The organism is Aquimarina litoralis (genome assembly GCF_039523995.1).
Classification (GTDB): domain Bacteria; phylum Bacteroidota; class Bacteroidia; order Flavobacteriales; family Flavobacteriaceae; genus Aquimarina; species Aquimarina litoralis.
Window position 1 is genome coordinate 20,481 of sequence record NZ_BAAAGE010000008.1, and the last position, 26,768, is coordinate 47,248.

General features: G+C 32.9%; 21 protein-coding genes. 13 read left to right on the plus strand and 8 right to left on the minus strand.

Annotated features, from left to right (window positions below):
- Nucleotides 1–33: 33 nt before the first annotated feature.
- Nucleotides 34–3,738 (minus strand): metallophosphoesterase, encoded by a 3,705-nt coding sequence (locus tag ABD077_RS24120; protein ID WP_343914771.1) that lies wholly within the window; start codon nt 3,736–3,738, stop codon nt 34–36.
- Nucleotides 3,739–3,790: 52 nt separating this feature from the next.
- On the opposite strand from ABD077_RS24120, the gene ABD077_RS24125 reads away from it, so the two are divergent.
- Complete coding sequence (locus tag ABD077_RS24125; RefSeq protein ID WP_343914773.1) at nt 3,791–4,966, plus strand: Pycsar system effector family protein; 1,176 nt, start codon at nt 3,791–3,793, stop codon at nt 4,964–4,966.
- 16 nt (nt 4,967–4,982) lie between these two features.
- Here ABD077_RS24125 and ABD077_RS24130 read toward each other — a convergent pair whose 3' ends face one another.
- Nucleotides 4,983–7,349, minus strand: a complete 2,367-nt coding sequence (locus tag ABD077_RS24130) for a GAF domain-containing protein (RefSeq protein ID WP_343914774.1) — start codon at nt 7,347–7,349, stop codon at nt 4,983–4,985.
- 351 nt (nt 7,350–7,700) lie between these two features.
- Here ABD077_RS24130 and ABD077_RS24135 point away from each other — a divergent pair, with 351 nt between their 5' ends.
- Complete coding sequence (locus tag ABD077_RS24135) at nt 7,701–8,822, plus strand: redoxin domain-containing protein (protein WP_343914775.1); 1,122 nt, start codon at nt 7,701–7,703, stop codon at nt 8,820–8,822.
- Between the two features lie 56 nt (nt 8,823–8,878).
- On the opposite strand, the gene ABD077_RS24140 is transcribed toward ABD077_RS24135, so the two are convergent.
- Nucleotides 8,879–9,529, minus strand: a complete 651-nt coding sequence (locus tag ABD077_RS24140) for a rhomboid family intramembrane serine protease (RefSeq protein ID WP_343914776.1) — start codon at nt 9,527–9,529, stop codon at nt 8,879–8,881.
- Nucleotides 9,530–9,666: 137 nt separating this feature from the next.
- On the opposite strand from ABD077_RS24140, the gene ABD077_RS24145 reads away from it, so the two are divergent.
- Nucleotides 9,667–10,572 carry a lysophospholipid acyltransferase family protein gene (locus tag ABD077_RS24145; protein WP_343914777.1) on the plus strand — a complete coding sequence of 302 codons (906 nt, stop codon included), beginning with the start codon at nt 9,667–9,669 and terminating at the stop codon, nt 10,570–10,572.
- Nucleotides 10,573–10,653: 81 nt separating this feature from the next.
- Nucleotides 10,654–11,553 carry a lysophospholipid acyltransferase family protein gene (locus tag ABD077_RS24150; RefSeq protein WP_343914778.1) on the plus strand — a complete coding sequence of 300 codons (900 nt, stop codon included), beginning with the start codon at nt 10,654–10,656 and terminating at the stop codon, nt 11,551–11,553.
- A 58-nt stretch (nt 11,554–11,611) separates the two neighbouring features.
- On the opposite strand, the gene glmM is transcribed toward ABD077_RS24150, so the two are convergent.
- Nucleotides 11,612–13,000, minus strand: a complete 1,389-nt coding sequence (gene glmM, locus ABD077_RS24155; RefSeq protein ID WP_343914779.1) for a phosphoglucosamine mutase — start codon at nt 12,998–13,000, stop codon at nt 11,612–11,614.
- 122 nt (nt 13,001–13,122) lie between these two features.
- On the opposite strand from glmM, the gene ABD077_RS24160 reads away from it, so the two are divergent.
- The 4 genes from ABD077_RS24160 to ABD077_RS24175 all read left to right on the plus strand — a co-directional run bounded on the left by ABD077_RS24160 (nt 13,123) and on the right by ABD077_RS24175 (nt 17,365).
- Entirely contained in the window at nt 13,123–13,707 is a 585-nt protein-coding gene (locus ABD077_RS24160; RefSeq protein WP_343914780.1) for an acyl carrier protein phosphodiesterase, read from the plus strand.
- A complete protein-coding gene (locus tag ABD077_RS24165) occupies nt 13,704–14,093 on the plus strand; it encodes a toxin-antitoxin system YwqK family antitoxin (protein ID WP_343914781.1) in 390 nt (129 codons plus the stop codon). The genes ABD077_RS24160 and ABD077_RS24165 overlap by 4 nt, the downstream gene beginning before the upstream one ends.
- A gap of 16 nt (nt 14,094–14,109) precedes the next feature.
- Nucleotides 14,110–15,816 carry a gamma-glutamyltransferase gene (gene ggt / locus ABD077_RS24170; protein ID WP_343914782.1) on the plus strand — a complete coding sequence of 569 codons (1,707 nt, stop codon included), beginning with the start codon at nt 14,110–14,112 and terminating at the stop codon, nt 15,814–15,816.
- 496 nt (nt 15,817–16,312) lie between these two features.
- Entirely contained in the window at nt 16,313–17,365 is a 1,053-nt protein-coding gene (locus ABD077_RS24175) for a T9SS type A sorting domain-containing protein (RefSeq protein WP_343914783.1), read from the plus strand.
- A 150-nt stretch (nt 17,366–17,515) separates the two neighbouring features.
- On the opposite strand, the gene ABD077_RS24180 is transcribed toward ABD077_RS24175, so the two are convergent.
- A complete protein-coding gene (locus tag ABD077_RS24180; RefSeq protein WP_343914784.1) occupies nt 17,516–18,817 on the minus strand; it encodes a CoF synthetase in 1,302 nt (433 codons plus the stop codon).
- 197 nt (nt 18,818–19,014) lie between these two features.
- Nucleotides 19,015–20,925, minus strand: a complete 1,911-nt coding sequence (gene dnaK / locus ABD077_RS24185; protein ID WP_299610489.1) for a molecular chaperone DnaK — start codon at nt 20,923–20,925, stop codon at nt 19,015–19,017.
- Nucleotides 20,926–21,156: 231 nt separating this feature from the next.
- Between dnaK and ABD077_RS24190 the strand changes: the two genes are divergently transcribed.
- Together ABD077_RS24190 and ABD077_RS24195 are read left to right on the plus strand one after the other, a co-directional pair.
- Nucleotides 21,157–22,581 (plus strand): L-serine ammonia-lyase, encoded by a 1,425-nt coding sequence (locus ABD077_RS24190; RefSeq protein ID WP_299610486.1) that lies wholly within the window; start codon nt 21,157–21,159, stop codon nt 22,579–22,581.
- 127 nt (nt 22,582–22,708) lie between these two features.
- The gene (locus ABD077_RS24195; protein WP_343914785.1) at nt 22,709–23,263 is read left to right on the plus strand and encodes a CPBP family glutamic-type intramembrane protease; all 555 of its coding nucleotides are present in this window, start codon (nt 22,709–22,711) and stop codon (nt 23,261–23,263) included.
- 1 nt (nt 23,264) lies between these two features.
- Here the strand turns inward: ABD077_RS24195 and ABD077_RS24200 are convergent, their stop codons facing one another.
- Nucleotides 23,265–23,732, minus strand: a complete 468-nt coding sequence (locus ABD077_RS24200; RefSeq protein WP_343914786.1) for a nuclear transport factor 2 family protein — start codon at nt 23,730–23,732, stop codon at nt 23,265–23,267.
- A gap of 155 nt (nt 23,733–23,887) precedes the next feature.
- Between ABD077_RS24200 and panB the strand changes: the two genes are divergently transcribed.
- The 3 genes from panB to ABD077_RS24215 all read left to right on the plus strand — a co-directional run bounded on the left by panB (nt 23,888) and on the right by ABD077_RS24215 (nt 25,885).
- Entirely contained in the window at nt 23,888–24,706 is an 819-nt protein-coding gene (panB, locus tag ABD077_RS24205) for a 3-methyl-2-oxobutanoate hydroxymethyltransferase (protein ID WP_343914787.1), read from the plus strand.
- A 47-nt stretch (nt 24,707–24,753) separates the two neighbouring features.
- The gene (locus ABD077_RS24210; protein WP_299610477.1) at nt 24,754–25,104 is read left to right on the plus strand and encodes a four helix bundle protein; all 351 of its coding nucleotides are present in this window, start codon (nt 24,754–24,756) and stop codon (nt 25,102–25,104) included.
- Between the two features lie 82 nt (nt 25,105–25,186).
- The gene (locus tag ABD077_RS24215; protein ID WP_343914788.1) at nt 25,187–25,885 is read left to right on the plus strand and encodes an RluA family pseudouridine synthase; all 699 of its coding nucleotides are present in this window, start codon (nt 25,187–25,189) and stop codon (nt 25,883–25,885) included.
- A 2-nt stretch (nt 25,886–25,887) separates the two neighbouring features.
- Here ABD077_RS24215 and ABD077_RS24220 read toward each other — a convergent pair whose 3' ends face one another.
- Nucleotides 25,888–26,745, minus strand: a complete 858-nt coding sequence (locus ABD077_RS24220) for a DMT family transporter (RefSeq protein WP_343914789.1) — start codon at nt 26,743–26,745, stop codon at nt 25,888–25,890.
- Between the last annotated feature and the right edge of the window lie 23 nt (nt 26,746–26,768).

Genomic DNA, 26,768 nt, shown 5'->3' on the forward strand with positions numbered 1-26,768 from the left:
CAACCGTTTGTATGAATTTACAAACGGTTTTTTTTAAAAACTTAATCCTAGTCCAAAGGTAAAACGCAAACCATCATCACTATTAAATAAATTAAACTGTCCCGCAACGGAGTTTACAGCATTGATCCAAAAACCACCACCTATAGAATCATGCCATATATCTACATCTTCTCCTTCGAACCATACTCTCCCTATATCATAACCTCCATAAATCCCAAACTGTAGTGGTAATAAACCTGTTTTAAACTTATTAAAACTATATCTCAGGTCACCACTAAATGCTAAAGCTTTATCACCTGTAAAACGTTCTTCTCTAAATCCTCTTAGACTATTAATCCCTCCCAAAGTGGCTGCTTGATAAAACTCAAAACCATCACCAATCATAAAAGCGGCTTGCACATCCGTTTTTAATACTAACTTTCTATTTTTAGTAATTGCATTATAAAATCCTAATTTAGGTTTTATATATCCAAAAGTTCTATCTGTATCATCCAGATTCATTTTAGAACCTGCATTTAGTGAAAACAACATGCCTCTTGTTGGATTAGCAGGGATATCAAAACTTTTGTATTCGTAATCTACATCCAATCCTGCAAAGAACTTTCTTTCAAAAAAATCAACATCTTCCGTTACAAAATCAAGTCCAGAAGTTATAAATCTACCAGCAGAGTCTTGTACTTCTACACCTTCGTAGGATGCAGTTATCGTAAGTTTATTTCCATAAAAACCATTTTTCGAAACTCCAAGATTAAGTCCCCAAATCCCTGTTTTTACTCTATTAAAATCCAATCCCAAATCATCATCTAAATTGATAGTATTATTTCCAAAACCAAAAAAGTTCTGTGCAAAATTCTCACTTGTATACTTTCCTCCAACTCTCAAGCTCCAATTACCAATAGCATTAACAAATTCTCCATTATAGGATAGATCATAACCTTCGGTGGCAAAATAATATGCGCCCTTTATTGTATGCTTGCTTTGATAAGGATTATTATTAAATCCTCTAACGGTATAAACATTGGTTACGTTAATATTTACTCCATCATCTGGGTTAAAGCCTATCAATGGAGTTAACGTATTGGTCTTATCAATATACTTATTGTAGTCATATGTATTATGATTATAATTATTGCTAAAAATAAATTTTGCACCTCCTTTTTTCTTTACTGTATTTGGTTTAGATTTATGATCATACACACGTATTTTTCTTCCATTTTCTATCGTATATACATCGTTATTCTGGCCACCAACTATTCTCGTGTAAATTGGGTTTTTCCCTTTTCCAGTAACCTTAAACTGATCATCATCGTCTAATCCATAAATCCATATTTCTTTCGTTTCTTTCGAAAAAATAGTTCTCTCAAAAAACGGTTTTTGTGGCACACCATCTTTTATTCTAGAAATTTTTACTAATGTTTGATTATCTCCTCTTATAATCTCAAATAGATCATCTTTATCTGTACCTCTAATAATTACTTGCTTCGATAGATATCCATAATATCTACCTGCAATATCCACAACATCATCTCTTCTCTTTTTAAGATAGCCTTTTATCCTTTCTACCGTAGCATCCTGAAGTTCTGCAGGCAAGTTTCTAAATGCTTGATCAATAGATTCATCAGTAAGATTTTGTTTGATATACTCAGCTTGTTCTAACCATATTTTTTTATCTGATTTTTGCGCAAATGTCCGATCTAAACGAATCCCAGACTCATTAATCCATCTGATATTTTTTAATTCTTCACTATATACTTGGAACTTTCTTGTAAGAGGAGCGATAAACTTGATTACATCTAATAAACCTCCATCGTAATTAGAAAACACCTGATCACGATCCTTTGGTATAGGACGATACATTTTCTTATCTTTTGAATCAAAACGAGACCATCTCCACTGATCTGAATGTCTATCCCAATCACCTAAGATCATATCAAATAATCTGGTTCTAATGTAATGTGGTTCATCCATCTGATACTCTTCGTCCTTTCTCAAGTTTTTTAGTAAATCATCTGTTCCTTCAATATCATCTGGTTTTCCGAATGAGGCCAGATCTTTGTGTTCTTTACCAGGTCTTTCTTCCAGAAAATACATTTCATCACCAAAATCCTTATTATAAGCTCCTAAAGCTGGATGCTTAGGCATATAATATACTTTAGAATTAGCATGATACACTCCTATCGCATCTGCCAATCCGCCTACCACCAGAAAAGCATAAGGATAACTCGAAGTATAAAAATCTGCTAATAGCTCTTCAGTAAATGTATCATCAAAATCATCCTCTAGATAAGTATCATTAAAAACTCCCTTCTGTAAAAACTGGGTAACACTCTTTCTCATAGCACGTAAACTATATCTCTTTCCTGCGCTATCCACCAATCGCAATGATCTAGTAACCTGACCACCTCCCCTTCTATCAATACTAAAACCTCCAAGTAATGTATCCAGCGTAACAATTGGGATCTTAATATCTGTACTATATACTTCTCTGTAATGATCTCCCCATAAGGATTGGAAAAAATTAGATTTTGTAGTTTCTTCTTTATTATAAATAGATGCCTCTATTTCGTTCTCAAAAGAATTTCCCAGATTACCAATCTCATATTGTTCGGGTTCTTCATGAACTTTTGTTTGATAGACTAATGTTGCTTTACCATTTTCATTTCCATAAAAACGAACGTTGGACGATCCATCCTTATATACATCTAATATGGCAAAACCCTGATTTGGATATGAAAATAATCCATCCTTTCCCAAAGAAGCAGCTGATTTCTTAGATCCAGATCCAGAAACAATCTGCTTTAATCTTTCGCTATCAATATACTGTAGTGAATGTTCATGCCCAGATGCAAAAATAATACGCTCATTATCTCTGGCCATTGTAGACAAACGTCTCATTAGTTTATTATAACTTTCGTTATATCTGTCTTGTGGAGACACTCCACCTTGTGATCTTATTTGAGTTACCAAAGATCCTAGTACTGGTAGAGGTATTTTCTTTTTAGATGGAAATATATGACTCTTAAAACTGTATTTACCGCCATGTGGCCCGTTTGTAAACATTGGATGGTGCATGGCTACCAAAACAGTCTTACCATTGTGTTTTTTAAACTCACCCTGAATTTCACTAAAAAACTTATCCCTTGTCTTTATTTCACAATTGTCATTTATGGTGGGATTTTTATTCCAATCCGCAAGATACCACTGAGTATCCAATATAATTAACTGAATTTGATCTCCGATCTCAATACTTTCGATCGGACAACCTTTGGATGGCAAAAAAGCTCTTTTACTATCCAATTTCTTTCTTATATACTTTTCTTGTCTCTGTAAACCTTTTACTCCATTGTTGTACCAATCATGATTTCCAGGTATAAAAATCACTTCACCATCGAAAGATTTTACTGCTTCAATTTGAGCATCTATTCTATGTTCAGCCAATTTTCTTGAGGCATCATTTTTCTCCGGCATTCCCTTTTGATAAATATTATCTCCTAGATAAATTAAGTAATCATCCTTGGTGTTTTCTTTAGCCAGAATTTGTTTTAACGCTTCTAAACCTGGAGTACTTTCTCCTAAAGCTGCATTTCCCGCATCACCAACTAAATAAAAAGTTTTTTCAATTTCATTATCTGGTAATTTTTCAGAAAAATTTTCGTCTAAATATTGAGGAGAATACGTTGCGCAAGAGTTTAATAATAGTAAGCCGATAATTAAGAACGTCTGTATATTTTTAGTCATAATGGAGTACATTCATTTTTTTTAATTATTTTGGTTATTGAAAAATTATAATATGGACACATTAGTTGAAAAAACTGATAATTTCGTTTCTGAACTTTTTACTAAAAAGCTTCCCGAAACTTGCATCTATCATAATTATACTCATACCAAAAGAGTATTTAAAAGTACAAAAGAAATTATTGACAGTACCAGTATTTCTGAAGAAGATGCATACATATTATTATTAACCGCTTTATTACACGATACAGGATATTCAGAAAGCCTTGATAATCATGAAGAATACAGTGTTGGTATTTCTGAAAATTTCTTAAAAAAACAGAATACGCCTCAAGAAATCATCGATAAAGTTTCTAAACTTATTATGGCAACTAAAATGGATCATGAACCTACGGATTTACTCGAAAAAATTATTCGTGATGCAGATGCTTCTCATTTAGCCAAGGGATATTTTGAAGAAACTAGTGATTTCCTTAGACAAGAATTTGAACACCATCATAAAGAAAAATATAGCAGAAAAGATTGGCTAAAAATTAATATCGATTTCCTAAAAAATAAGCACGAATATTATACCGACTATGCAATAAAAAATTGGCAACCCAAAAAAGAAAGACATTTGCTGGAAATATTAAATGAACAAGCTATTCTAAAGAAAAAAAAGAAAAAGGAAAAGTTAAAAAAATTAGTTAAAGAAGAAAGCCCTGAAAAAGGAATCCAAACACTTTTTAGAGTCACGCTAAGAAATCATTTAAAGTTAAGTGATATTGCAGATACCAAAGCCAATATTTTACTATCTGTAAATGCAATTATCATCTCATTGGCATTGTCTAACTTAATTCCTAAACTAGACAATCCATCCAATCAATATCTAATTTATCCTACACTTATATTTATAGTGTTCAGTATTATTTCAATGTTATTATCAGTACTTGCGACACGACCAAATGTTACAGGTGGTGAGTTTACACGTAAAGAAATTGAGGAAAAAAAAGTGAACCTTTTATTCTTTGGTAATTTTCATAAAATGCCGTTGGATGAATACAAATGGGCGATGCATGAGTTAATGGATGACAAGGAATACATCTACGACACTATGATTAAAGATTTATATTTCTTAGGAAAAGTGCTACATAAAAAATACAAGATATTAAGAATAACTTACACTGTATTTATGATAGGATTTATTACCTCCTCCATCTCTTTTGTGATTGCTTTTAATACGCTACAATAAAGAAGAAAAGAATTAATTATTTGTTGATCTCTTTCATCAAATCATCATAGGTATAGTATTCTTTATCCTCTTTGCTTTTATTATAAAGAATATTTACTCGTAGCGCTTTGAGTCCTGTTACTCCTTGTAAATCATCCAGCTCAACAATCTCAACATCATCTTCCAAATAGTTTTTGGATTGTAGGAAACTGATATACTTCAAATACTCTTGTTCATCACTTCTTTGAGAATACACAACTACTAGTTTACCCTTCTCGGTAATACGCTGATTTGTACCTTTGATATACGCCTTGTCTACTCGTTTTTTCACTACTTCGTAACGAGCGTTATATGTACCATCTACATCAAAACGCTTTTCATCCATTCTAAATCTCACAGATAATGAAGCATTAAAAACCAGGACCATTGAGGCAACATCTAACGGAACCGGTAGATCTTGTTTAAGCTGATAATACTCATTTTCCATCTCGCACATTACCTGCAATTGCCATAATCGCAAATTATAGAGATAGATCTTATTAAAACTATCCTGCTTGGTAATAGATTCTCCAATATACATATTGTGTTCTACTCCATCCGTTTTGAACCTCTCGAAATAATGAGGGTACATTTTCTGAGCTTCCACCTGTTTCTGATCCAATAATGCTGCCATTTTCTTATTAATCAACATTACAGACTCGTCATAAGCTTTTCTATGCTTATAAAGCATCTTAGTGTTCTTATCAAGTGAATTATTATATTGGTTGATCAAACCTTCTAGAGCTACATTTGTTCCTTTCAAATGCTTAAACAAAGGTTTAATTTCGTTCTTAATGAAATTAAGTATTTTTTGTTCCGTGTCTACCTGCAATTGGTTAGAGACAGATTCTATATAATTATCTATTCTAAACTTAATTTGTTCGTAGATAGGTAAAGGATCAATATCAACAACCTTATTAATTACTTTGTCAATTGCTTTTAATTGTAATATTAAATCCTTCTGAACAGATCCATTTCTAGCTTCTGAAGATCCTTTAATATCGATCTGGCCAAATAACGGATAGACATTGTCGAAAACAACTTCCTGAAATGAAGTTGGGTTTTCTTCTACTCTTGCCAAAATAAAACGTTTAGCTTCTTGCCTAAACTTCCAATACACACTAGGGTGAATTGCAGTGCATTCTTGTTGTATTACCAATTCTAATTCATCTTCAGCTTTTGCTTTCGAACGTAATACAGAATCCACCAAATACGGCATTATATCCTGAAGCTTATTGGCATTAATACTATTCAGTTCTCTGCTATTAGGAGATACGATCTCTAAGACTCCTAATAATTTACCATTGTCTTCAATAGGTGCAATAATCGCACTTTTTATATTTTGCTTTGCTAAATTAGAGTACATTAATTCATCTGGATATGCCGTATGTGTTTTGGTAACATCCGAAATAGCAAATGCTTCTGATTTTTCAAACAAACTCTGATAGGTCCCCTTACATAATGCTGTTTCACAACAATCAGAAAACTTATCAAAGAGCACATAACTATCGATAGTCTTAAAAGGAACACGTTCTAACACTCGCTCCTCTTCATTATAATTAGAAAAACCTACTTTGATTTCTGGAAGATTAAAAATACCTCGAAATATATTCTGGAAAGTCCCAATAAAATCTCCTTGAGTTTTATCGTATTTTAATAAACTAGTTTTAAATTCGGACAAGGATACATCTGCAGTGGCATCAAATAAATTGGCAATAACGATTCCTTTGAAAACCCAACTATCAGGAGGAAATTTTTCCTTCCAAATCTCAACATTATCAAAATTGTCTATCAAAATTGCAACATCCTCTTCAGTAATCTCTATAGCCTTGTCTGTTTTTTCGATCTGAATAAAATCACCATTATACAGAATTCTATAATGACGCATAATTCCCGAAGCATCTGGAATATCGTAAAAAAATGGTCTTCGAAAATCGATCCTATAGCCGTAGTATTGCCCAAGGATTATACTACATCCCATAATGTAGTAATGATCTTCGCTTAAATTTTTGATTTGAGGTTCGAAATCATATCCTGCAGCATTTACAATATTCTTGTAGCGTTCTGTGGATTTCAAAACTGTGTTATGAAATGGAATAGTTGCTATTTTAATCTCATTTTTCTGCAATATTTGCGAGAAAGAATCCTCTAGTACCAATTCAATTTGTGGTAGTAATTCCTGTACTCGTTCTTCAGAAGTAATTCCCTCTTCCAATTCTGGGTATTCTTGGGCAATCTTCAAGACACTCTGCGCTCGATCACGAAGCAATTTGTTTTCACTGTGTAAGAACTCTCTATACTGATCGAAGAACAAAGAGAAGCTTATCCTAATATCTAAGGGAAAATCGTGCTCTAGTACGTTCATAACAGTTTATTTACGGTAGTTTAACAAAAATAATACAAAACTAACTCACTTGATGACTGCATTAACAATAAATTAAATCAATAATAAGCAGTTTCTCTAATTTTGAAGACGAATAACACCTTATAATTAGGACATGAAACCCTAAAAAGTTTTCTATATGACCAATAATACCCCCAAGTGATGCATTATTATTAGACTTCGAAAGCCTGTTTTTGTTACAGCTCATGTTATTTATTTATGTTTTTATTGAAATTACGTTGAAAAAAATTAACATTTACTGATATTTAAAAGTTAATTTTTGGGGTTTAAAGAGCATATTACATATTTTTACGAATCCAAAAATTATTTAGAATGAAAAAAATAGCATTGCTTGCTCTTTTGGTACTATCTGTTGCCTGCAAACAAGAAGAAAAGGGATATTCAATTACCGCAAATACTGAAGGATTTGATGATGGAGTAACGGTATATGTAAATGCAATTAATCGCTCGAATCGCCCTACAATTATAGATTCCACTACCATACAGAATGGTAAGTTTAAGATGGCACTACCAGTGGTAGAAGATAACGACTTCAACTATTTGACTTTTAAAGGAATCCCAAATAATGTATTGTTTTTAGCAGAAAATAATCCTCTAAAAATGACGATTTACAAAGATAGTTTACGTTCTTCGGTAATAACTGGAGGGCCAGAAAATGAACTATTCTTTAGCTACCTTAAGAAAATGACTGATTACGGAAAACTAAGGCAAGACCTAAGCAATCAGTACCAAATAGCATCCAAGTTAAAAGAAACGGATAAAGCTATCAAATTATCTAAAGATCTACAGCAGATAAGAGTTGACGAGAATAGTTTTAGAAAAGAAATAGCTGAAAACAACCCTAATTCTTTGGTTGCTGTAATGGCACTTACCGATCTTCTTAATCTAAAGGCAGTTCCTGCTAAAGAAGTAAAACAAATTTATGGTACCATACAAGATACGCTAAAAACATCGCGATTAGGAAAGAACCTAGATCGTCTTATTGCAGCATCTATAGGAAAAATAGATATCGGTAGTGAAGCTGAAGACTTCTCTGCTCCTAATCCTGAAGGTAAAATGGTTTCTCTTAAAGAGTCTATGGGTAAAATTACTATCATTGATTTTTGGGCATCTTGGTGTAAGCCTTGTAGAGCTGAAAACCCAAATGTAGTTAGAGTCTACAATAAATATCATGATAAAGGTTTAAATATTATTGGAGTTTCTTTAGATAGAAAAAAAGATCATTGGACTACTGCAATTGATCAAGATAACTTAGAGTGGAACCATGTTTCCCATTTAAAATTTTGGCAAGATCCAATAGCAAAAGCATATGGAGTGCGATCAATTCCTGCGACATTTATTATCGATGAAAAAGGAAATGTAATTGCAAAGAACTTGAGAGGTCCAGCATTAGAAACTAAAATATCCGAACTGCTTGGAGAAAGTTCTTTATAATTTTAGATTTTTACAGATCACAAAAAAGCGACTCCGTAGAGTCGCTTTTCTATTTATTATAATTTTCCAAGACGTTTCATTATAAACAATATAATAATAGGAACTGCTAATAATCCGATCATAAGTAGATTTTCTTGAAACAAATAAGGAGCTAATAGCAATGTTACCACATAACCTCCTACAGCTCCTCCAAAATGTGCATCATGCCCAATATTTCCAATTCTACTTTTCATTCCATAAATAGAATACAATAAATACCCTATACCAAAAATATAAGCAGGAATTGGAATAGGTATAAACATAAGGTATAAACTCATTCCTGGTTGAAATAATATAGCAGAAAATATTATTCCAGAAACTGCACCACTAGCCCCTACAGCACTGTAATGATATTCATCTTTATGAAAAAGAAGTGAAAAGAGATTCCCTACGATTAAACTACAAAAATAGATGACCAAAAACTTAATATCACCTAAAGAGTCAATGACTACTGGGGCAAAAAAATATAGCGTAAACATATTAAAGAATAAATGCATAATATCCACATGCAAAAATCCAGAAGTTAACATCCGTATTTGCTCACCTCGTCTAACACCACCAATATTAAACTTATAACGTTCTAAGAAGGAGAAATCATTAAGTCCTTTTAAAGAAACGATCACGTTAACCGCTATTATAACGATAAGGACAATATCAATATTCAACATAATCTATTTTTTGAAGATCAAATATAGCACATATTTACAGCTAAAAAAGCGTAGATAATATTGGAAATAAGATTGCCTTCAAAGTTTCTTAACCTTAAGTTAAAATAGTTTACCTTTAGCGACCAAAAACCAAATCAATGCAATTAGCAGTTTATTGTTTAGTGTATCCGCTATTATGGATGATCTCTAAATTACCTTGGCGAATTTTTTATTTCTTTTCTACTTGTATTTACGTATTAGTTTATTACATCATTGGATACAGACGAAAAACTGTAACTGAAAACTTGCAACTTGCTTTTCCAGAAAAAGATGAGAAAGAGATTAATAGAATTAGAAAAGCCTCCTATAAACATATGTGCGATATGTTTTTGGAAATGATTCGTTCTTTATCGATAAGCGAAAAAGAAATAGTAAAACGTTTCCATATTACCAATTTAAATGCTTTGGTAGCCCTAGAAGATAAAAACAAAAGTATTATTACCATGATGGGCCATTATAATAGTTATGAATGGACCAATTCCATTGACTTAATAAGTAAATTTAGGTGTGTGGGAATCTATAAACCTATCAAGAATAAGTACTTCGATAAATTAGTTCACAGAATTAGAGGAAGATTTAATTCTCGATTAATACCTAGTGCTAAAGTATTTAGAGAAATGACCATGGATCAAAGGCAAGAAAATCCTGAGTTAAGTTTATATGGTTTAATATCTGATCAATCGCCAAAACTTAATAATGCTACGTTTTGGATTGACTTTATGGGAATAGAAGTACCAGCATTTGTAGGAGGAGAAGTTCTTTCACGAAGATTAGGTCTTAGTATATTTTATTTACACGTAGAAAAGGTAAAACGCGGTTATTATGAAGCCACTTTGGTTCCAATTTCTGAGGATCCGCAAAATGAAGATGAATATGCGATTACTGAAAAATTCACGCGATTATTAGAAGAACAAATAAGACAGAAACCTGAAAACTACCTTTGGACGCATAAACGTTGGAAACACCGCGATGCAGCACCTTCAAAAAATCCAATTGCAAGTTAATTTAACATTTGTTTATTTTAAGATTATTCTAAGATTATTGGGTTTTAAATAAGTTTATATTTGTACGCTTAATTAAACACAATGCAGTTAATAGTTTACCTCTTGGTATACCCTTTTTTATGGATTATATCAAAACTCCCTTGGCGTTTGTTTTATGCTTTTTCTACAGCTGTATACATCTTTGTATATAGGATTATTGGCTATCGAAAAAAAGCCGTTACCGAAAATATTACACTGGTTTTCCCTGAGAAATCGGATCAGGAAATTAAGAGAATTAGAAAAGCTTTTTACAAACATATGTGTGATATGTTTTTAGAAATGGTAAAGTCTATTTCTATTAGTGATAAAGATTTGTTGGAGAGATTTAAGATTATTGATATAGAAACTCTCAAAAATTTGGAATCTAAGAACAAGAGTATTGTCGTACTCATGGCACACTACGCTAGTTATGAGTGGGCAACAGTAACTCAACTCTTGATAGATTTTCCTACAGTGGGAGTTTACAAGCAAATCAAGAATAAATATTTTGATGCGTTAGTCCATAGAATACGACAACGTTATGATGCTCGACTTATCCGTAGCTATAATGCCATGAAAGAAATTACAAAAGACAAAGTAAATGGGAAACTTTGTTCCTATGCTTTTCTATCTGACCAATCGCCAAGTCTAGCAAAAGCTACGTACTGGACAGATTTTATGGGTATCAAGGTTCCAACACACGTTGGCGGATCAGTCTTAGCCAAAAGACTAGATATGTCGGTTGCATATCTTCATGTCGAAAAAGTAAAACGTGGGTATTACGAAGCTAAATTTATTCCTATAACAGAAAATGCTAAGAACTGTGAAGATTTTTACATCGTAAAAACTTATTTACGTATGGTAGAAGAACAAATAAAAAAAGCACCTGAATACTATTTATGGACTCATAAACGATGGAAACATCGTAATGCCGAAATTCCTAAAGATGCAACGGTACATTAATTTAAATTTTGCTTCTGCAATAATTTATATCCTATTACAGAAGCAAATTTATTTTCTATTAGATTCCAGCTATCTCTTTTAGCGTATTAATCGTTTCATTTGCTAATTGATTCGCTTTTTCCTGACTTAATGCTTCGGTATAGATTCTAATAATAGGTTCTGTGTTACTTTTTCTTAAGTGTACCCAAGATTCACTAAAATCAACCTTTACTCCATCTATAGTACTTACCTCTTCGGCAATGTGTTTATTATGAAAACCTTTCAGAATTTCATCAACATTTAATTCTGGTGTCAATTGTACTTTATTCTTACTCATAAAATAAGAAGGGTAGCTATTTCGTAATTCGCTAACACTACATTTTTTTTCAGCTAAATGTGTTAAAAATAAGGCAACTCCAACCAATGAATCTCTTCCATAATGCAATTCTGGATATATAATTCCGCCATTACCTTCTCCACCAATAACAGCATTATTTGCTTTCATTTTAGTAACTACATTTACTTCTCCAACTGCACTAGCTTCATAGCTTCCATTATGCTTTTCGGTAACATCTCTTAATGCTCTGCTCGAAGATAAATTAGATACTGTATTACCAGGAGTTTTACCAAGAACAAAATCTGCACAAGCTACTAATGTATATTCCTCTCCAAACATTTCACCATCTTCGCTCATAAAAGCTAAACGATCTACATCTGGATCAACGGTAAGACCAAAATGTGCTTTTTCTTTAACTACTAACTCGGATAAATCAGTAAGATGTTCTTTTAATGGTTCTGGATTATGAGGAAAATGACCATTAGGTTCGCAATATAACTCTACTACCTCTACTCCCATCTTTTCTAATAATTTAGGAATCGCAATTCCTCCTGTAGAGTTTACTGCATCTACGACAACTTTAAAACCAGCTTCTTTTACAATTTCAGAATTTACTAAAGAAAGATTCAATACCTCTTCAATATGCTTATCAATATATGTATCATTGGTAGTAATAGTTCCTAGATCATCAACTTCAGCAAAGTGGTAATCGTCATTTTCTGCTATATCAAGGATTTTTTTACCATTTTCGGCATTTAAAAACTCTCCTTTATTATCTAATAATTTTAGTGCATTCCATTGTTTAGGATTATGACTAGCCGTAAGAATAATTCCTCCATCGGCTTTCTCCAAGGGTACCGCTACTTCTACGGTAGGTGTTGTAGACAATCCCAAATCAACTACATGTATTCCTAACCCAACCAAACTATTCATTACTAGTTGTTGTATCATAGCCCCAGAAATACGAGCATCTCTACCTACTACAACGGTAGGATGTTCTTTCTGCGATGCATTTTTTAACCAGGTTCCATAGGCTGATGCAAATTTAACAGCATCTACAGGAGTTAAATTCTCTCCAACTTTTCCTCCAATAGTTCCTCGAATACCAGAAATTGATTTGATTAATGTCATAATATTGATCGATTATTTTTTGTTTTTGGCAAATGTAAGTGCTTAAGGTCATTACCACAACTCTAAAATTAAAGTTTACACAAAAACAACAACAACATTCTAAAAAATTGTAAATTCACCTAATGAATTTTTTAGCCCATATTTATCTTTCTGGAGATGATGATGAACTGAAAATAGGTAACTTTATAGCAGACTCCGTAAAAGGAAAGAAGTTTTCTCAGTTTCCGAATCAAGTTCAAAAAGGTATTACACTACATCGCAAAATAGACTCTTATACTGACAGCCATCCTATAGTGAGAGAAAGTGTTTTGAGATTATTTCCAAAATATGGACACTACAGTAGTGTAATTGTGGATATCCTATATGATCATTTTTTAGCAGCCTATTGGAATGAATTTTCTAACACTCCCTTAGAAATATATGTGGCTGATTTTTATAAATTATTAGAAACAAATTATGAAATACTCCCTAAACGTGTTCAGGATTTTTTGCCATATATGTTTCGGGATAATTGGTTGTTAAGTTATGCTACCATACCAGGTATTGGAAGAATTTTATATCAAATGAATCATAGAACCAAAAATAGATCTAAGATGAATTTTGCGGTAATCGAACTCGAGAAATATTATAGTGATTTTGAAAAAGAGTTCAGAACATTTTTTGAAGAGCTTGAATTATTTACTAAAAACGAAATGCGAACTCTATGAAAATGATATTCCTATTTTTATTAGCACTTCTAGTTTCATGTAATAAAATAAGTAACGATCCTATTTCCAAAAACCTGTGTAACGATCTAGGCGCAGTAACTTCTAAAAATGGATATACCAAGAATTATTATCCAAATTCAATTAATCTAGAAAGTATTGGACACTATGCAGCAGGAAAGAAAGATGGATTTTGGAAATTTTTCTATAGAAATGGAAAAGTGAAAGCCGAAGGGCATTATCGGTATAATAAAAAACAAGGATATTGGAAAGAATATCATAAAAATGGTCTTGTGAAGTCTGAAGGTCATATAGAAAATTGTGAACCTTCTGGTTATTGGAAATTTTATGATCAAAAAAATAACCTTATTAAAGAAATAAATTATTAATTAAACATTGAGCACCATGCGAATTCTTTATGTATTGTTACTTATTATTATTGTTTCATGTAAAAAGAATCAGGAACTACCTGTAGTTAAGACAGAAAAAAAGCCTGTCATTGGAGTTATAGAAAAAAATGCTATGGTAGTATCTGCACGTGAAGAAGCTTCCAAAATTGGTAGAGATATTCTTAAAAAAGGCGGTAACGCTTTTGATGCAATGGTTGCTACCGAAATGGCTCTTGCAGTAGCTTACCCTTATGCTGGTAATCTTGGTGGTGGTGGATTTATGGTATATAGAAAAGCAGATGGACAAGTAGGTGCTATTGATTATAGAGAAAAGGCACCTCTAGCTGCATTTAAGGATATGTACTTAGATGAAAACGGAGATCCTATTTCAGAAAAAAGTCAATTGGGCGCGATGGCAGTAGGTGTTCCAGGAACAATTGCTGGTATTTTTGAAGTTCATAAAAAATTCGGGACACTATCTATCGAAGAACTACTTACTCCTGTAGTTGCATTAGCAGAAGATGGATATGTTATCACAGAAATGCAAGAAAAAAGATTGCATCATTTTAAAGAACTTTTTTTAGAAACTAACAAAGATACAATCCTTTATGCAGGAACTATTAAAGCAAAAGACACCTTAAAAAATGTTATGCTTGGCAAAACCCTAAGAAGGATCATAGAAAATGGAAAAGATGAATTTTATAAGGGTGAAACAGGTCGAAAATTAGTAGACTATTTACAGTCCAAAGGTGGAATTATCACCATGGAAGACCTTGGTAAATACGAAGCTAAATGGCGAAATCCTATACAATTTTCGTACAAAGATTTAAATATTATTTCTATGTCTCCTCCTTCAAGCGGTGGAGTTTGCTTGGCGCAAATCATGAAAATGATTGAACCCTATGATCTCAAAAGCTATGGCCATAATACACTAAAATCTATTCAGGTAATTACCGAAGCAGAAAGAAGAGCCTATGCAGATCGAAGTTTTTACTTAGGAGATCCCGATTTTGTAAAAATTCCAATAGACACTTTAATTAGTGATTCCTACCTAGCAGATAGAATGAATAATTTCGATCCTAACAAAGCTACTTTATCAACGGATTTGAGTTATGGAACCATACCTGGATATGAAAGTAGTGAAACTACACATTACTCCATCGTAGATCAGTTTGGGAACGCCATTTCTGTCACTACAACATTAAATGGCGCCTATGGCTCTAAATTATATGTTCCGGAACTGGGATTCTTTTTAAACAATGAAATGGATGATTTTAGTGCTAAACCTGGTACTCCTAATATGTTCGGATTGCTAGGAGCAGAAGCGAATGCTATCGCTCCAGAAAAAAGAATGCTAAGTTCTATGACTCCTACGCTTGTAGAAAAGGAAGGAAAACTATGGATGTCAGTAGGAACTCCTGGTGGATCCACAATTATTACTTCGGTATTACAAACAATATTAAATGTAAAAGAATTTGGAATGAGTATGCAGGATGCCGTAAATGCTCCTCGCTTTCATCACCAATGGTTGCCTGATGTGGTTATTTTCGAACCAAATTCTTTTGATAAAAAAGTTATCGATAGTCTAAAAGCAAAAGGTTACAAAACCAATGAAGAAGAAACCCGTGTTATTGGTAAAGTCGATGGAATCCTTGTACTACCAAATGGAAGTTTAGAAGGTGGTGCGGACAGACGCGGTGACGATACCGCAGTAGGTTTTTAAGTAAATAATGTTACTATATAATTGGATAAAGAATAGAAAAAGAACAAAATTCCATAGGTAATCCTAATTTATTTTCTTGGATAAGAACACACTCTTAACTTGCTGAATACTTACCATTTAGTAAGAAATGCCGCATAATTACCATCATTTGCAACATATCTTACAGTAGAGAATTAGCTTGTATGATACCTTAGTGTCATTATAAAACTATTATGTTTTAACAGTTTTATTGCGAATTCAACAAAAACCAATATTAATAATTCAATTATGGTAAAATCTCTACTAACAAAAACAACTTACGAACATTTATATCCGGATTTCAGTAAAAGCCTCTATCACATATTTTATAATTGAAGGTAAATTCTTTTTTACCAAATTTTGTTATTAGCCTAACAAGATGATACGTTTTTCTATTCCGAAGAACAAATCGATAAACTTTTTCTCGTTAACTCTTTTTTTTTCAAATAAAAATCTAATTATAATCAAACTTAACATTATGAAAAAATCTCTATTATTTCTATTATCCCTTATTAGTAGTATTAGTTTTCTAAATGCACAGTATTCTATTACGTATGATTCTGCTGACCCTGTTACGGTAGTTGCAGGTCAATCCATTACCTTAAACTATACATACACAGCATCCATGGCTGTAGATGCTCAATTTCAAATTTTTGAAACCGACAATCAAGGTATTTTTGGCGGAAGTACTGCTATTGGAACAGCCGTAGCCGAATTTCCGAATTTAGACGCAGGAACGGATGTTTCTGGATCTATTACGCTTAATATACCCGCAGATTTTCCCATAAGCTCTTCACTTTCTGGAACTGAGTATAGAATTTTTGGAAAGTTATCCTCCGCAGCAAATTCTGATGCTACAGCAGATGTTACTTGGGATACGGCTGGAGTATATCCTTTGATCACAGTAACTGATCCACCATATGCTATCAGCTATGATTCTTCGAATCCTGTTACAGTTGTGCAAGGTGAATCTATCACTCTTAATTATACCTATACCGCTTCTATGGATGTTGCTACACAATTTCAAATATGGGAAGCTGATACCCCAGGAATTTTTGGAGGTTCTGTGGCTAATAGTTCTGCAGTTATTGTAACACCAACTGTAACCGCTGGAACTAATGTATCTACTACAGTTACCCTAGATATCCCATCTGATTTCCCAACAAGTGCCTCGCTAACAGGAACTAAGTACTACATATTTGGTAAACTATCCTCTGCAGATAATCCTGACGCTACATCAGACGTTACTTGGGACACTGGTGGTGAATACCCTGAAATCGTAATTGACGAACTGTTAAGTGTAGATGATGTTGCCTTTGATAGTAATAAACTATATTTTAATAGTGCTTCGGCTTCTTTAGTAGTAAACAATAGCATTCAAGCTGAATCCCTAAGTATATTTAATACTACAGGAAAAAAAGTATATGAAATAGATAATCTAAAGGACACACCAACTATTAATTTATCCTCCCTACCAAGAGGACTATATATCGCAAGATCAGATTCAAAATATTTGAAATTTGTGCGATAATATAGCATATTGAATACCTAAATTGGCTATCTAAAAACGCTCAAACTTCTTATCCCTAAGCTATGGTAAGACGCATTTACAACGATGAGCTTTTAGATAGTCAATTTTATTTTAGAATGTATCCTTCTCCAGAATACACTCATAATTAGACTAAATATGATACGTATTAGTCACTTCTTTTCGTTTACCCGAAGATAAAAGTGGGATTTCATCAACATATTGAATATCAATATTTGCATCATCCCCAAAATACCCTTTAAACTCCTGTAATACTGTAGGTTCATCAACTTTTTTATCAGTATTCAATTTGATAGTGTAATCTTTTTTACCGTACTGTATTAATTGAAACTGCTTATAATCTCCATATTTACACAACTTATAAGAAACATGTGATGGAATAATTTCTCCTTTTGTATTATAAATGAGGTCCAGTTTTCTACCCGCAACCGAAGATAAATAAGAAGTGTTACTTTCATCTACATCCATTGTTCCTATATCACCAGTATCATATCGAATCAAAGGCATGGCATAATTATGTAAATCAGTAACTATAATTCTGCCTTTATTACCGGGTAAAACAGGTATCTCTTTATCTAACTCGAAGATTTCAATAAAATAACTAGCAGAATTAATTACAAATTTAGACGGAGCATTGCGATCTTCCTGAGCTAAAATTCCGTTTTCATTGTTAGAATAGCGAGATATCGGTTCTATACCAAAATATTTTTTCATACTTATTCTAACATAATCATTCATACTTTCTGACATCGTAATGATCGACTGAACATTAGATTCTATTGGGCTAGCTTTTATTTTATCTAGATATTGACAAATCGTTGTGAAAGCTGATGTATATCCCAGAAAACTCTTTTTAGAAGTATTCCTTCTGAGTTTTTTTATTAAACTATTGATTTCTTTGTCAGAAAGATCAAAAACACTTTTTGGATAAATATTCTGCCACCAAAATCTGGATAATGGATTATGTTTATAGTTTTCACTCCAAATTTTTATGTAGACAAGTTTTTGCCCAATTTCATACCCAGATTTACTAGAGAAATACAAATTATCTCCTGTATTTCTACATCGCTTACTTTTATTTTGTAATACTGAAAAAGGTGCTCCTGTAGAACCACTTGTTGATATCTCTACACAATCTTTAAGCTTATATTTTGAAGATCTAAATTCTTCAAAATTATCACGAATTACATTTTTATTAATTACAGGAAAATCAGCAATAGATACATACCCTGAGTATTTCTGATAAAACCAGGTTGTGCTAACTGCATGTTGTAAGATCTTTTGAAGATATTCTTCTTTTTTATCAATAGAAGACTGAATATGAGGATTTTCTATCAACTCTTTAATATCCTCAAAATGCTTTTTAATATCGTTCCCCTTTAGAATATCAAAAAACCAAAAGATTTTTCTGCGAAAAACTTGAGATAAACTCATAAGTATATTCCATTACTTAGACGTAACATTGTCGAATTAGACATTAGCAATCTAAATCAAGAATAATTGTGTGTGAAAAATAAATGTAAAAGTATTATTAAGCCTTGATAAAAGTACATTATTTTTTTGGCTTATTAATGCTATGATAAAAAAAAAGCACAGTTTTCACTGTGCATTTTCTATCTAGAATAACATTGTTATTTTACTTCTTCGAAATCTACATCTTCAACATCGCTAGCTTCAGAATCTCCTCCACCGGATTGTTGTCCTGCATCAGGTCCTGCTGCTCCACCTTGCTGTGCTTCAGCTTGTGCTTTGTACATTTCTTCACTTGCTACTTTCCAAGCTTCATTTATTTTATCAAGCGCTGGCTGAATAACTGCAAGATCTTTAGTTTCGTAAGCTTTCTTCAATTCTTCAAGAGCTTCTTCGATTGGTTTTTTCTTATCATCTGATAATTTGTCACCAAACTCTTTAAGCTGTTTTTCCGTTTGAAAAATCATTCCATCTGCTTCATTCAACTTATCAGCAGTTTCTTTAGCTGTTTTATCTGCTTCTGCATTTGCCTCTGCTTCTTGCTTCATTCTTTCGATTTCTTCTTCTGTTAATCCAGAAGATGCTTCGATACGAATATCCTGAGATTTGTTAGTAGCCTTATCTGTAGCAGATACTTTTATAATACCATTGGCATCGATATCAAAAGTTACTTCAATTTGTGGTACTCCTCTTTGTGCTGGTGGAATTCCATCTAAGTGGAAACGACCTATTGTCTTGTTATCAGCAGCCATTGGACGTTCTCCTTGTAGAACATGTATCTCTACAGATGGTTGATTATCCGCTGCTGTAGAGAATACTTGTGACTTTTTAGTCGGAATCGTCGTATTCGCTTCGATTAACTTTGTCATTACGTTACCCATAGTCTCTATTCCTAAAGAAAGTGGCGTAACATCTAATAACAATACGTCTTTTACATCTCCAGTAAGTACTCCTCCCTGAATTGCAGCTCCAATAGCCACTACCTCATCTGGGTTCACACCTTTACTTGGTGCTTTTCCGAAAAACTTCTCTACTGCTTCCTGAACTGCAGGGATACGAGTAGATCCACCAACTAATATAATTTCGTCGATATCACTTGTAGAAAGTCCTGCAGAATTTAATGCAGTACGACAAGGCTCGATTGTACGTTTTACTAAATCATCGATTAATTGATCGAATTTTGCTCTTGTTAATGATCTTACTAAGTGTTTAGGCCCACTAGCTGTAGCAGTAACATATGGTAAATTGATTTCTGTTTGAGCAGAAGATGATAATTCTATTTTCGCTTTTTCCGCAGCTTCTTTTAAACGCTGTAAAGCCATCGGATCCTGACGAAGATCCATGCTTTCCTCTGCTTTAAACTCTTCAGCTAACCAATCAATAATTTTTTGATCTACATCGTCTCCTCCTAAGTGTGTATCACCATCTGTAGATAATACTTCAAATACCCCATCTCCTAATTCTAAGATAGATACATCATGAGTACCTCCTCCAAAATCAAATACTACTATTTTTTGGTCAGTACCTTTTTTATCAAGACCATATGCTAGTGCAGCTGCAGTAGGTTCATTGATAATTCTTTCAACCTTTAATCCAGCGATTTCTCCAGCTTCTTTAGTAGCCTGACGTTGTGCATCATTAAAATAAGCAGGTACTGTAATTACCGCTCTACTAATATCCTGACCTAAGTAATCTTCTGCAGTTTTCTTCATTTTTTGAAGTGTCATCGCAGATAATTCCTGAGGTGTATATAAACGACCATCGATATCAACTCTAGGTGTATCATTGTCTCCTTTCACTACTTTATAAGCAGCTCTTTCTGCTTCTTTAGATGATTCAGAGAATTTATTCCCCATAAATCTTTTAATAGAAGAGATTGTTTTAGTCGGGTTTGTAACCGCTTGACGTTTTGCAGGATCTCCAACTTTAATTTCTCCTCCTTCTACAAAAGCAATTACAGATGGAGTCGTTCTCTTTCCTTCTGCATTAGGGATAACTACAGGCTCATTACCTTCCATTACAGAAACACAAGAGTTTGTCGTCCCTAAATCTATTCCTATTATCTTACTCATATTACTATATAAATGTTATTAGTGTTTTCTAAATTATTTACTGCTCTTAAGTCAATGATTATGCCACGACTATTTATATGACAGGATGTCATTATCCTATAAAATCCTTTAAACAAGCTCAATAACACCATAAAGAAAAACAAGCAGAACTTAACTATTCTGTAAAAAAAATAGTTTTTTTTTATCAATACGTTATATTTACCGCCATAATTTCACACACAATTCGTAATTATGGAATGTATCAGTGTTTTTGATATGCTTAAGATAGGAGTTGGTCCTTCTAGTTCTCATACTTTTGGACCATGGAGAGCTGGGAGACGTTGGATCGCAGAACTGAAAGAAAATAAACTTTTTACCTCTGTCATTTCAATAAAAGTTGACTTGTTCGGATCTTTATCTTTAACCGGAAAAGGACACGCTACTGACATTGCTTCCATTTTGGGGCTTTGTGGATACGATCCTCAATCAATAGATGTTGCCCTGATACCTGAGATTATTGACCAGATAAAGTCAGATAAAACATTACTTTTTAATCAAGAATTGAAAGTCGATTTTGATCCAGAAACCCAAATTATATTCAATAGAGAATTCAAAGAATTTCACCCTAATGCTATCACATTTACTGCAACTTTAGCAGATGATAAAACGATCGACTCTACTTTTTACTCTATTGGTGGAGGTTTTGTAGTGCAGGAGGAAAGAAAAAGAGAAAAGAAAAAGATGGAAGCTTTTAGAGAGTTTCCTTTACCCATCCAAAAAGCTTCAGATCTTATCTCTTATTGCCAACAAAAAAATAAAATGATTTCTGAAATTGTTCTAGAGAATGAGCAATCTCTTCAAAGTGATGCAGAAATTAATACTAGAATACAGGAAATCTGGAATGTAATGCTTGAATCAATGTACACAGGTTGCCATACCGAAGGTACACTTCCTGGAGGATTAAATGTACGTAGAAGAGCATACGACACACATAAAAAACTTATTGGAGATTCCACTTATAACAATCCGACAGAATGGATTGAAGCCATAAGAAATACGGAGGTGAAATTCAGGCAAATCCTAAAATGGGTATCTTGCTTTGCTCTTGCAGTTAATGAAGTAAATGCTTCATTAGGAAGAGTAGTTACAGCTCCAACTAATGGAAGTGCAGGTGTAATTCCAGCTGTCATGATGTACTATATGGTCATAGAAAACCATGATGCAAATTTTGATGATGTAAAACAATTTATGCTGGTAGCCGGAGAAATAGGTAGTTTATTCAAAAAAGGTGCTACTATTTCTGCTGCTATGGGAGGTTGTCAGGCAGAAATTGGTGTTTCTTCTGCTATGGCAGCAGGAGCTTTAACTGAGTTAATGGGAGGTACTCCAGAACAAGTAGTAATGGCCAGTGAAATAGCAATGGAGCATCACCTTGGTTTAACCTGTGATCCTATAGGAGGCTTGGTACAAATACCTTGTATAGAACGAAACGCTATGGGTGCTATAAAGGCTATTAACGCTTGTGAAATGGCTCTAGATTCTGATGCAGCTAATGCCAAAGTACCTTTAGATAAAGTTATCGAAACTATGTGGGAAACCGCAAAAGATATGAATACAAAATATAAAGAAACCAGCGAAGGAGGATTAGCTATAAAAGTAAGCCTAAGCGATTGTTAATAACACCAATATTTCTATAAACTTGTTACAGAAAATCCAAGAATTAATTACTTGCTATTTTAGGCTATTTGGATTGTACATTCTGTTCTTTATCTGTGTGCTTGTTCTTCAAAGTATTTTTCCATACTTGGACTTGCAGAAATATTCTCAAGATGCACTGTTAGAAATTATAAAAGAAGATAAACTTAAGGCTTTTTTAGCTATGGTAGTTTTCGCTCCATGCATTGAAGAACTCATGTTTAGAACATTGCTAAAACCTTCCTATAAGGACATAGCTTTATTTTTAAGTTCTTGGACATTTTTTATCATAAATATCTTCATTACCTTAGAAATAACATGGTACTATAGCTACCTTATTTTCATAATCATTATGATTATATTATTCTATGCTTATTTAAAAGCTATTCCAAAATCATATTTAGACAAATTGATACATTACCTAGATAGTAATCAATTAATTACTCTACAACTAACTTCTGTGATTTTTGGATTTTTACATATTTTCAATTACGTAGATTCTCTAACAATAAATAGTATTCTATTTCTATTGATTGTTCCGAGAATTATTGCAGGACATATGTTTGGTAAAATAAAGATTATTAACAATCATATGATTTGGCCAATATTATTACATGCTATTAATAACGGTGTAGTCTTTTTGATTATAAGCAATCGTCCCTAAATCACTTACACCCTTCTCTATTCCGAGTATCGGCAATCGCAATAATTTTCCAATTATCTCCATCATTAAATAACTGGAAAACATTCACTCCACAATGACTGAATTGATCATTCACATAAAATTCATAAGGTGTCCAAACCTGAGCTATCTGATTATCGGCATCAATTTTAAAACTCAATAATTTCTCTAACCACTTTTGCTCTTTTGGTCTATTATGAATCGCCCCAAAAAACTTATTAAAATCAGTTTTTACAGTTTTAACGGTTCCTTTCTTATCTTTTACGATAGTTAACATGCTAAGATTAGGATCGATCGTCTTAGCTATTTTAGCAGTATCACCTTCATGAAACCCCTCGAAAAATTCTAAAATCAGTTCTTTCGCTTTTTGTTGATTACTATCCATAGTATCTTGGGAGTATGCCATCTGGCTTAAAATCAATGATACAATTACAAATAAAGTTCTATACATAATAAGAAGATTTGATATTCCTAAAAACAGATTTCTGGTTATTATAAAAAATTAAAAATGAAAGGGCTATAATTTAAAACTAAATCAAAAATAGTATACTCTTGTTACGATCTTTCTAATTGATTACTTTTACCAACACTAAATTAACATACAAAATGTCAACAGCAAAAAAAGATTACAAGCGCGTTACGGTAAAATCTCTTGTAGAGATGAAAGCTAATAAAGAAAAGATATCTATGCTTACTGCATATGATTATACCATGGCTAAAATTGTAGATGGCGCTGGGGTTGATGTTATTTTGGTTGGAGATTCTGCCTCTAATGTGATGGCAGGTCATGAAACCACACTTCCAATTACATTGGACCAAATGATATATCATGCATCTTCTGTTATCCGAGCGATCGAAAGAGCGTTGATCATTGTGGATTTACCTTTCGGTAGTTATCAGAGTGACCCAAAAGAGGCTTTACGTTCTGCTATTAGAATTATGAAAGAATCTGGAGGGCATGCAGTAAAACTTGAAGGAGGTAAAGAAGTAAAAGATTCTATAAAAAGAATTTTAAATGCAGGAATACCAGTTATGGGTCATTTAGGTCTTACTCCACAATCTATCTATAAATTCGGAACTTATACGGTTAGAGCTAAAGAAGAAGAAGAAGCGAGAAAATTAAAAGAAGATGCTTTAATGCTTGAAAAAGCAGGTTGTTTTGCCTTAGTTTTAGAAAAAGTTCCTGCCAAATTAGCACAAGAAGTAGCGGAAAGCCTTACCATACCTATCATAGGAATCGGAGCAGGAAATGGTGTAGATGGTCAAGTATTAGTAACGCATGATATGCTAGGGATGACACATGAGTTTAATCCTCGTTTTTTAAGACGTTATTTAGATTTATATAGTGAAATGACTAATGCATTTCAGAAATATGTCGCTGATGTAAAATCCTTGGATTTCCCAAATGAAAATGAGCAGTATTAATTTTTAGAATGGTTAGATTATTAGAAAATGGATAGTTAGATTTAAAAATGCACCGATTTAAGGATTTAGAAATATGGAAAAAGAGTCGTGTTTTCTGTACTAAAATATATGATATAACATCAGAATTTCCGGAATCAGAAAAATTTGGATTAACTAATCAATTGAGAAGAGCAGCTGTTTCAATACCTTCAAATATTGCAGAAGGATCTTCAAGAAGTTCGAATAAAGATTTTGCTCGGTTTCTTCAAATTACATTAGGTTCGGCTTACGAAATCGAAACGCAACTTCTTATATCGTTAGATTTAGAATTTATTAATCAAACAAAACTTGATATACTTTTGAAAGATCTTGAATCTATTGTTAAAATGACTTCAAAATTTAAATCTACTTTAAAATAAAACAAGCTATTTAACCGATTAACTAATTATCTTTTTTCCAATAATCTAAAAATCGAATGAATCCCGTAATCTAATGCGATCGATGTCCAAAATTATTTCCAATAAAAATAATCTTCAAGTATTGTATGAAGATAACCATATTATTGTTGTAAATAAAAGAGCTGGAGATATTGTACAAGGAGACAAAACAGGAGACAAACCACTTAGTGAAGTAGTTAAAGAATATATTGCAGTAAAATATAACAAACCTGGAGCTGTATACTTAGGAGTGGTACATCGATTGGATCGACCCACTACTGGAATTGTAGTCTTCGCAAGAACCAGTAAAGCTCTTCCAAGATTAAATAAACTTTTTGCGAATAAAGAGGCCCAAAAAACCTATTGGGCAGTTGTAAAGAATACGCCTCCAAAAAAAGGCGACACTTTAGTACATTGGCTAAAAAGAAACTCAAAACAGAATAAATCATACGCTCACAAAAAAGAAGTACCTGATAGCAAAAAAGCAATTTTAGAGTACAAAATTCTTAAAGAATTAGATCATTATTGTGCTTTGGAAGTACTTCTTCATACAGGAAGACATCATCAAATCAGAACGCAATTATCAAATATTGGATCTATTATAAAAGGTGATTTAAAATATGGTGCGGACAGAAGTAATAAGGATGGAAGCATTCATCTGCATGCTAGAAAACTAACTTTCGTTCATCCAGTAAAAAAGGAACCATTAACTATTATAGCTCCTCCTCCGTCTGATGCTATATGGGATTCTGTTCTACAATAAATCTATTTATAAGATCTCACACTTTCTATAACAACAGAAGTAAGAATTAGCACACCTCCAATAATCGTGGTAAGTACCGGTATCTCTTTTAAAAAAATAATTCCGATTATAATTCCATATACCGGTTGAACACTACTAATAATACTTGCAGTTGTTGCAGAAAATCGTTTCAAACTAAACAAAAATAATGTATGACCAATAGCTGTAGTAAGTATTGCCAACACCAAAGTCCATGGCCATTGTGTTGTAATTCCAGAACTATCAAACACAAAAAGAGTAGGTAATAACATCATACTTATAATTACCAATTGATACCACATGAGCATCGAACCATGATAGTTACTTACTTTGGTTTTCATAAGTAAATTTCTTAATGCATAACAAAATGCAGAAACAACTCCTATACCTACTGCTTTCGCATATGAATTCTCTAGACTGAAATTAGGTACTAGGAAGTAAATCCCCAATAAGACCAAAGCTCCTAATACTAAATGCATTTTCTGAAATTTTGTTTTTAGGACAATTGGCTCCAAAAATGATGTAATTACTGGATAAGTAAATAAAGATAACATACCGATAGCTACGTTGGACATCTTCAAAGCATAGAAATACGTTATCCAATGTAATCCCATAAGAATGCCTCCAAGAATAATGGTACCTCTATCTTTTGAGGCTATTGTGAACGATATCTTTTTCCATTTACAAAAAAGGAATAGTACAATTCCGGCTAAAATTGCTCTAAAAGCAATGGTTACAGGTACTGGCATATCTATATATCTTCCAAGAGCTCCAGAAGTACTAATAAAAAGCATTGCCAAATTTAATTCCAGAATATTTCGAAGGTGGTGGTTTTTCTCCATCTAATTATGGGCTATTCCTAATT

Excerpts from the sequence above, each read along its gene's own strand:
- ABD077_RS24175 (WP_343914783.1), top strand. The coding sequence starts at position 16,313 with ATGAAAAAATCTCTATTATTTCTATTATCCCTTATTAGTAGTATTAGT.
- panB (WP_343914787.1), top strand. The coding sequence starts at position 23,888 with ATGTCAACAGCAAAAAAAGATTACAAGCGCGTTACGGTAAAATCTCTT.
- ABD077_RS24215 (WP_343914788.1), top strand. The coding sequence starts at position 25,187 with ATGTCCAAAATTATTTCCAATAAAAATAATCTTCAAGTATTGTATGAA.
- ABD077_RS24165 (WP_343914781.1), top strand. The coding sequence starts at position 13,704 with ATGAAAATGATATTCCTATTTTTATTAGCACTTCTAGTTTCATGTAAT.
- ABD077_RS24180 (WP_343914784.1), bottom strand. The coding sequence starts at position 18,817 with ATGAGTTTATCTCAAGTTTTTCGCAGAAAAATCTTTTGGTTTTTTGAT.
- ABD077_RS24190 (WP_299610486.1), top strand. The coding sequence starts at position 21,157 with ATGGAATGTATCAGTGTTTTTGATATGCTTAAGATAGGAGTTGGTCCT.
- ABD077_RS24135 (WP_343914775.1), top strand. The coding sequence starts at position 7,701 with ATGAAAAAAATAGCATTGCTTGCTCTTTTGGTACTATCTGTTGCCTGC.
- ABD077_RS24150 (WP_343914778.1), top strand. The coding sequence starts at position 10,654 with ATGCAGTTAATAGTTTACCTCTTGGTATACCCTTTTTTATGGATTATA.
- ABD077_RS24210 (WP_299610477.1), top strand. The coding sequence starts at position 24,754 with ATGCACCGATTTAAGGATTTAGAAATATGGAAAAAGAGTCGTGTTTTC.
- ABD077_RS24120 (WP_343914771.1), bottom strand. The coding sequence starts at position 3,738 with ATGACTAAAAATATACAGACGTTCTTAATTATCGGCTTACTATTATTA.
- ABD077_RS24140 (WP_343914776.1), bottom strand. The coding sequence starts at position 9,529 with ATGTTGAATATTGATATTGTCCTTATCGTTATAATAGCGGTTAACGTG.
- ABD077_RS24125 (WP_343914773.1), top strand. The coding sequence starts at position 3,791 with ATGGACACATTAGTTGAAAAAACTGATAATTTCGTTTCTGAACTTTTT.
- dnaK (WP_299610489.1), bottom strand. The coding sequence starts at position 20,925 with ATGAGTAAGATAATAGGAATAGATTTAGGGACGACAAACTCTTGTGTT.
- ggt (WP_343914782.1), top strand. The coding sequence starts at position 14,110 with ATGCGAATTCTTTATGTATTGTTACTTATTATTATTGTTTCATGTAAA.
- ABD077_RS24160 (WP_343914780.1), top strand. The coding sequence starts at position 13,123 with ATGAATTTTTTAGCCCATATTTATCTTTCTGGAGATGATGATGAACTG.
- ABD077_RS24200 (WP_343914786.1), bottom strand. The coding sequence starts at position 23,732 with ATGTATAGAACTTTATTTGTAATTGTATCATTGATTTTAAGCCAGATG.
- ABD077_RS24145 (WP_343914777.1), top strand. The coding sequence starts at position 9,667 with ATGCAATTAGCAGTTTATTGTTTAGTGTATCCGCTATTATGGATGATC.
- ABD077_RS24220 (WP_343914789.1), bottom strand. The coding sequence starts at position 26,745 with ATGGAGAAAAACCACCACCTTCGAAATATTCTGGAATTAAATTTGGCA.
- glmM (WP_343914779.1), bottom strand. The coding sequence starts at position 13,000 with ATGACATTAATCAAATCAATTTCTGGTATTCGAGGAACTATTGGAGGA.
- ABD077_RS24130 (WP_343914774.1), bottom strand. The coding sequence starts at position 7,349 with ATGAACGTACTAGAGCACGATTTTCCCTTAGATATTAGGATAAGCTTC.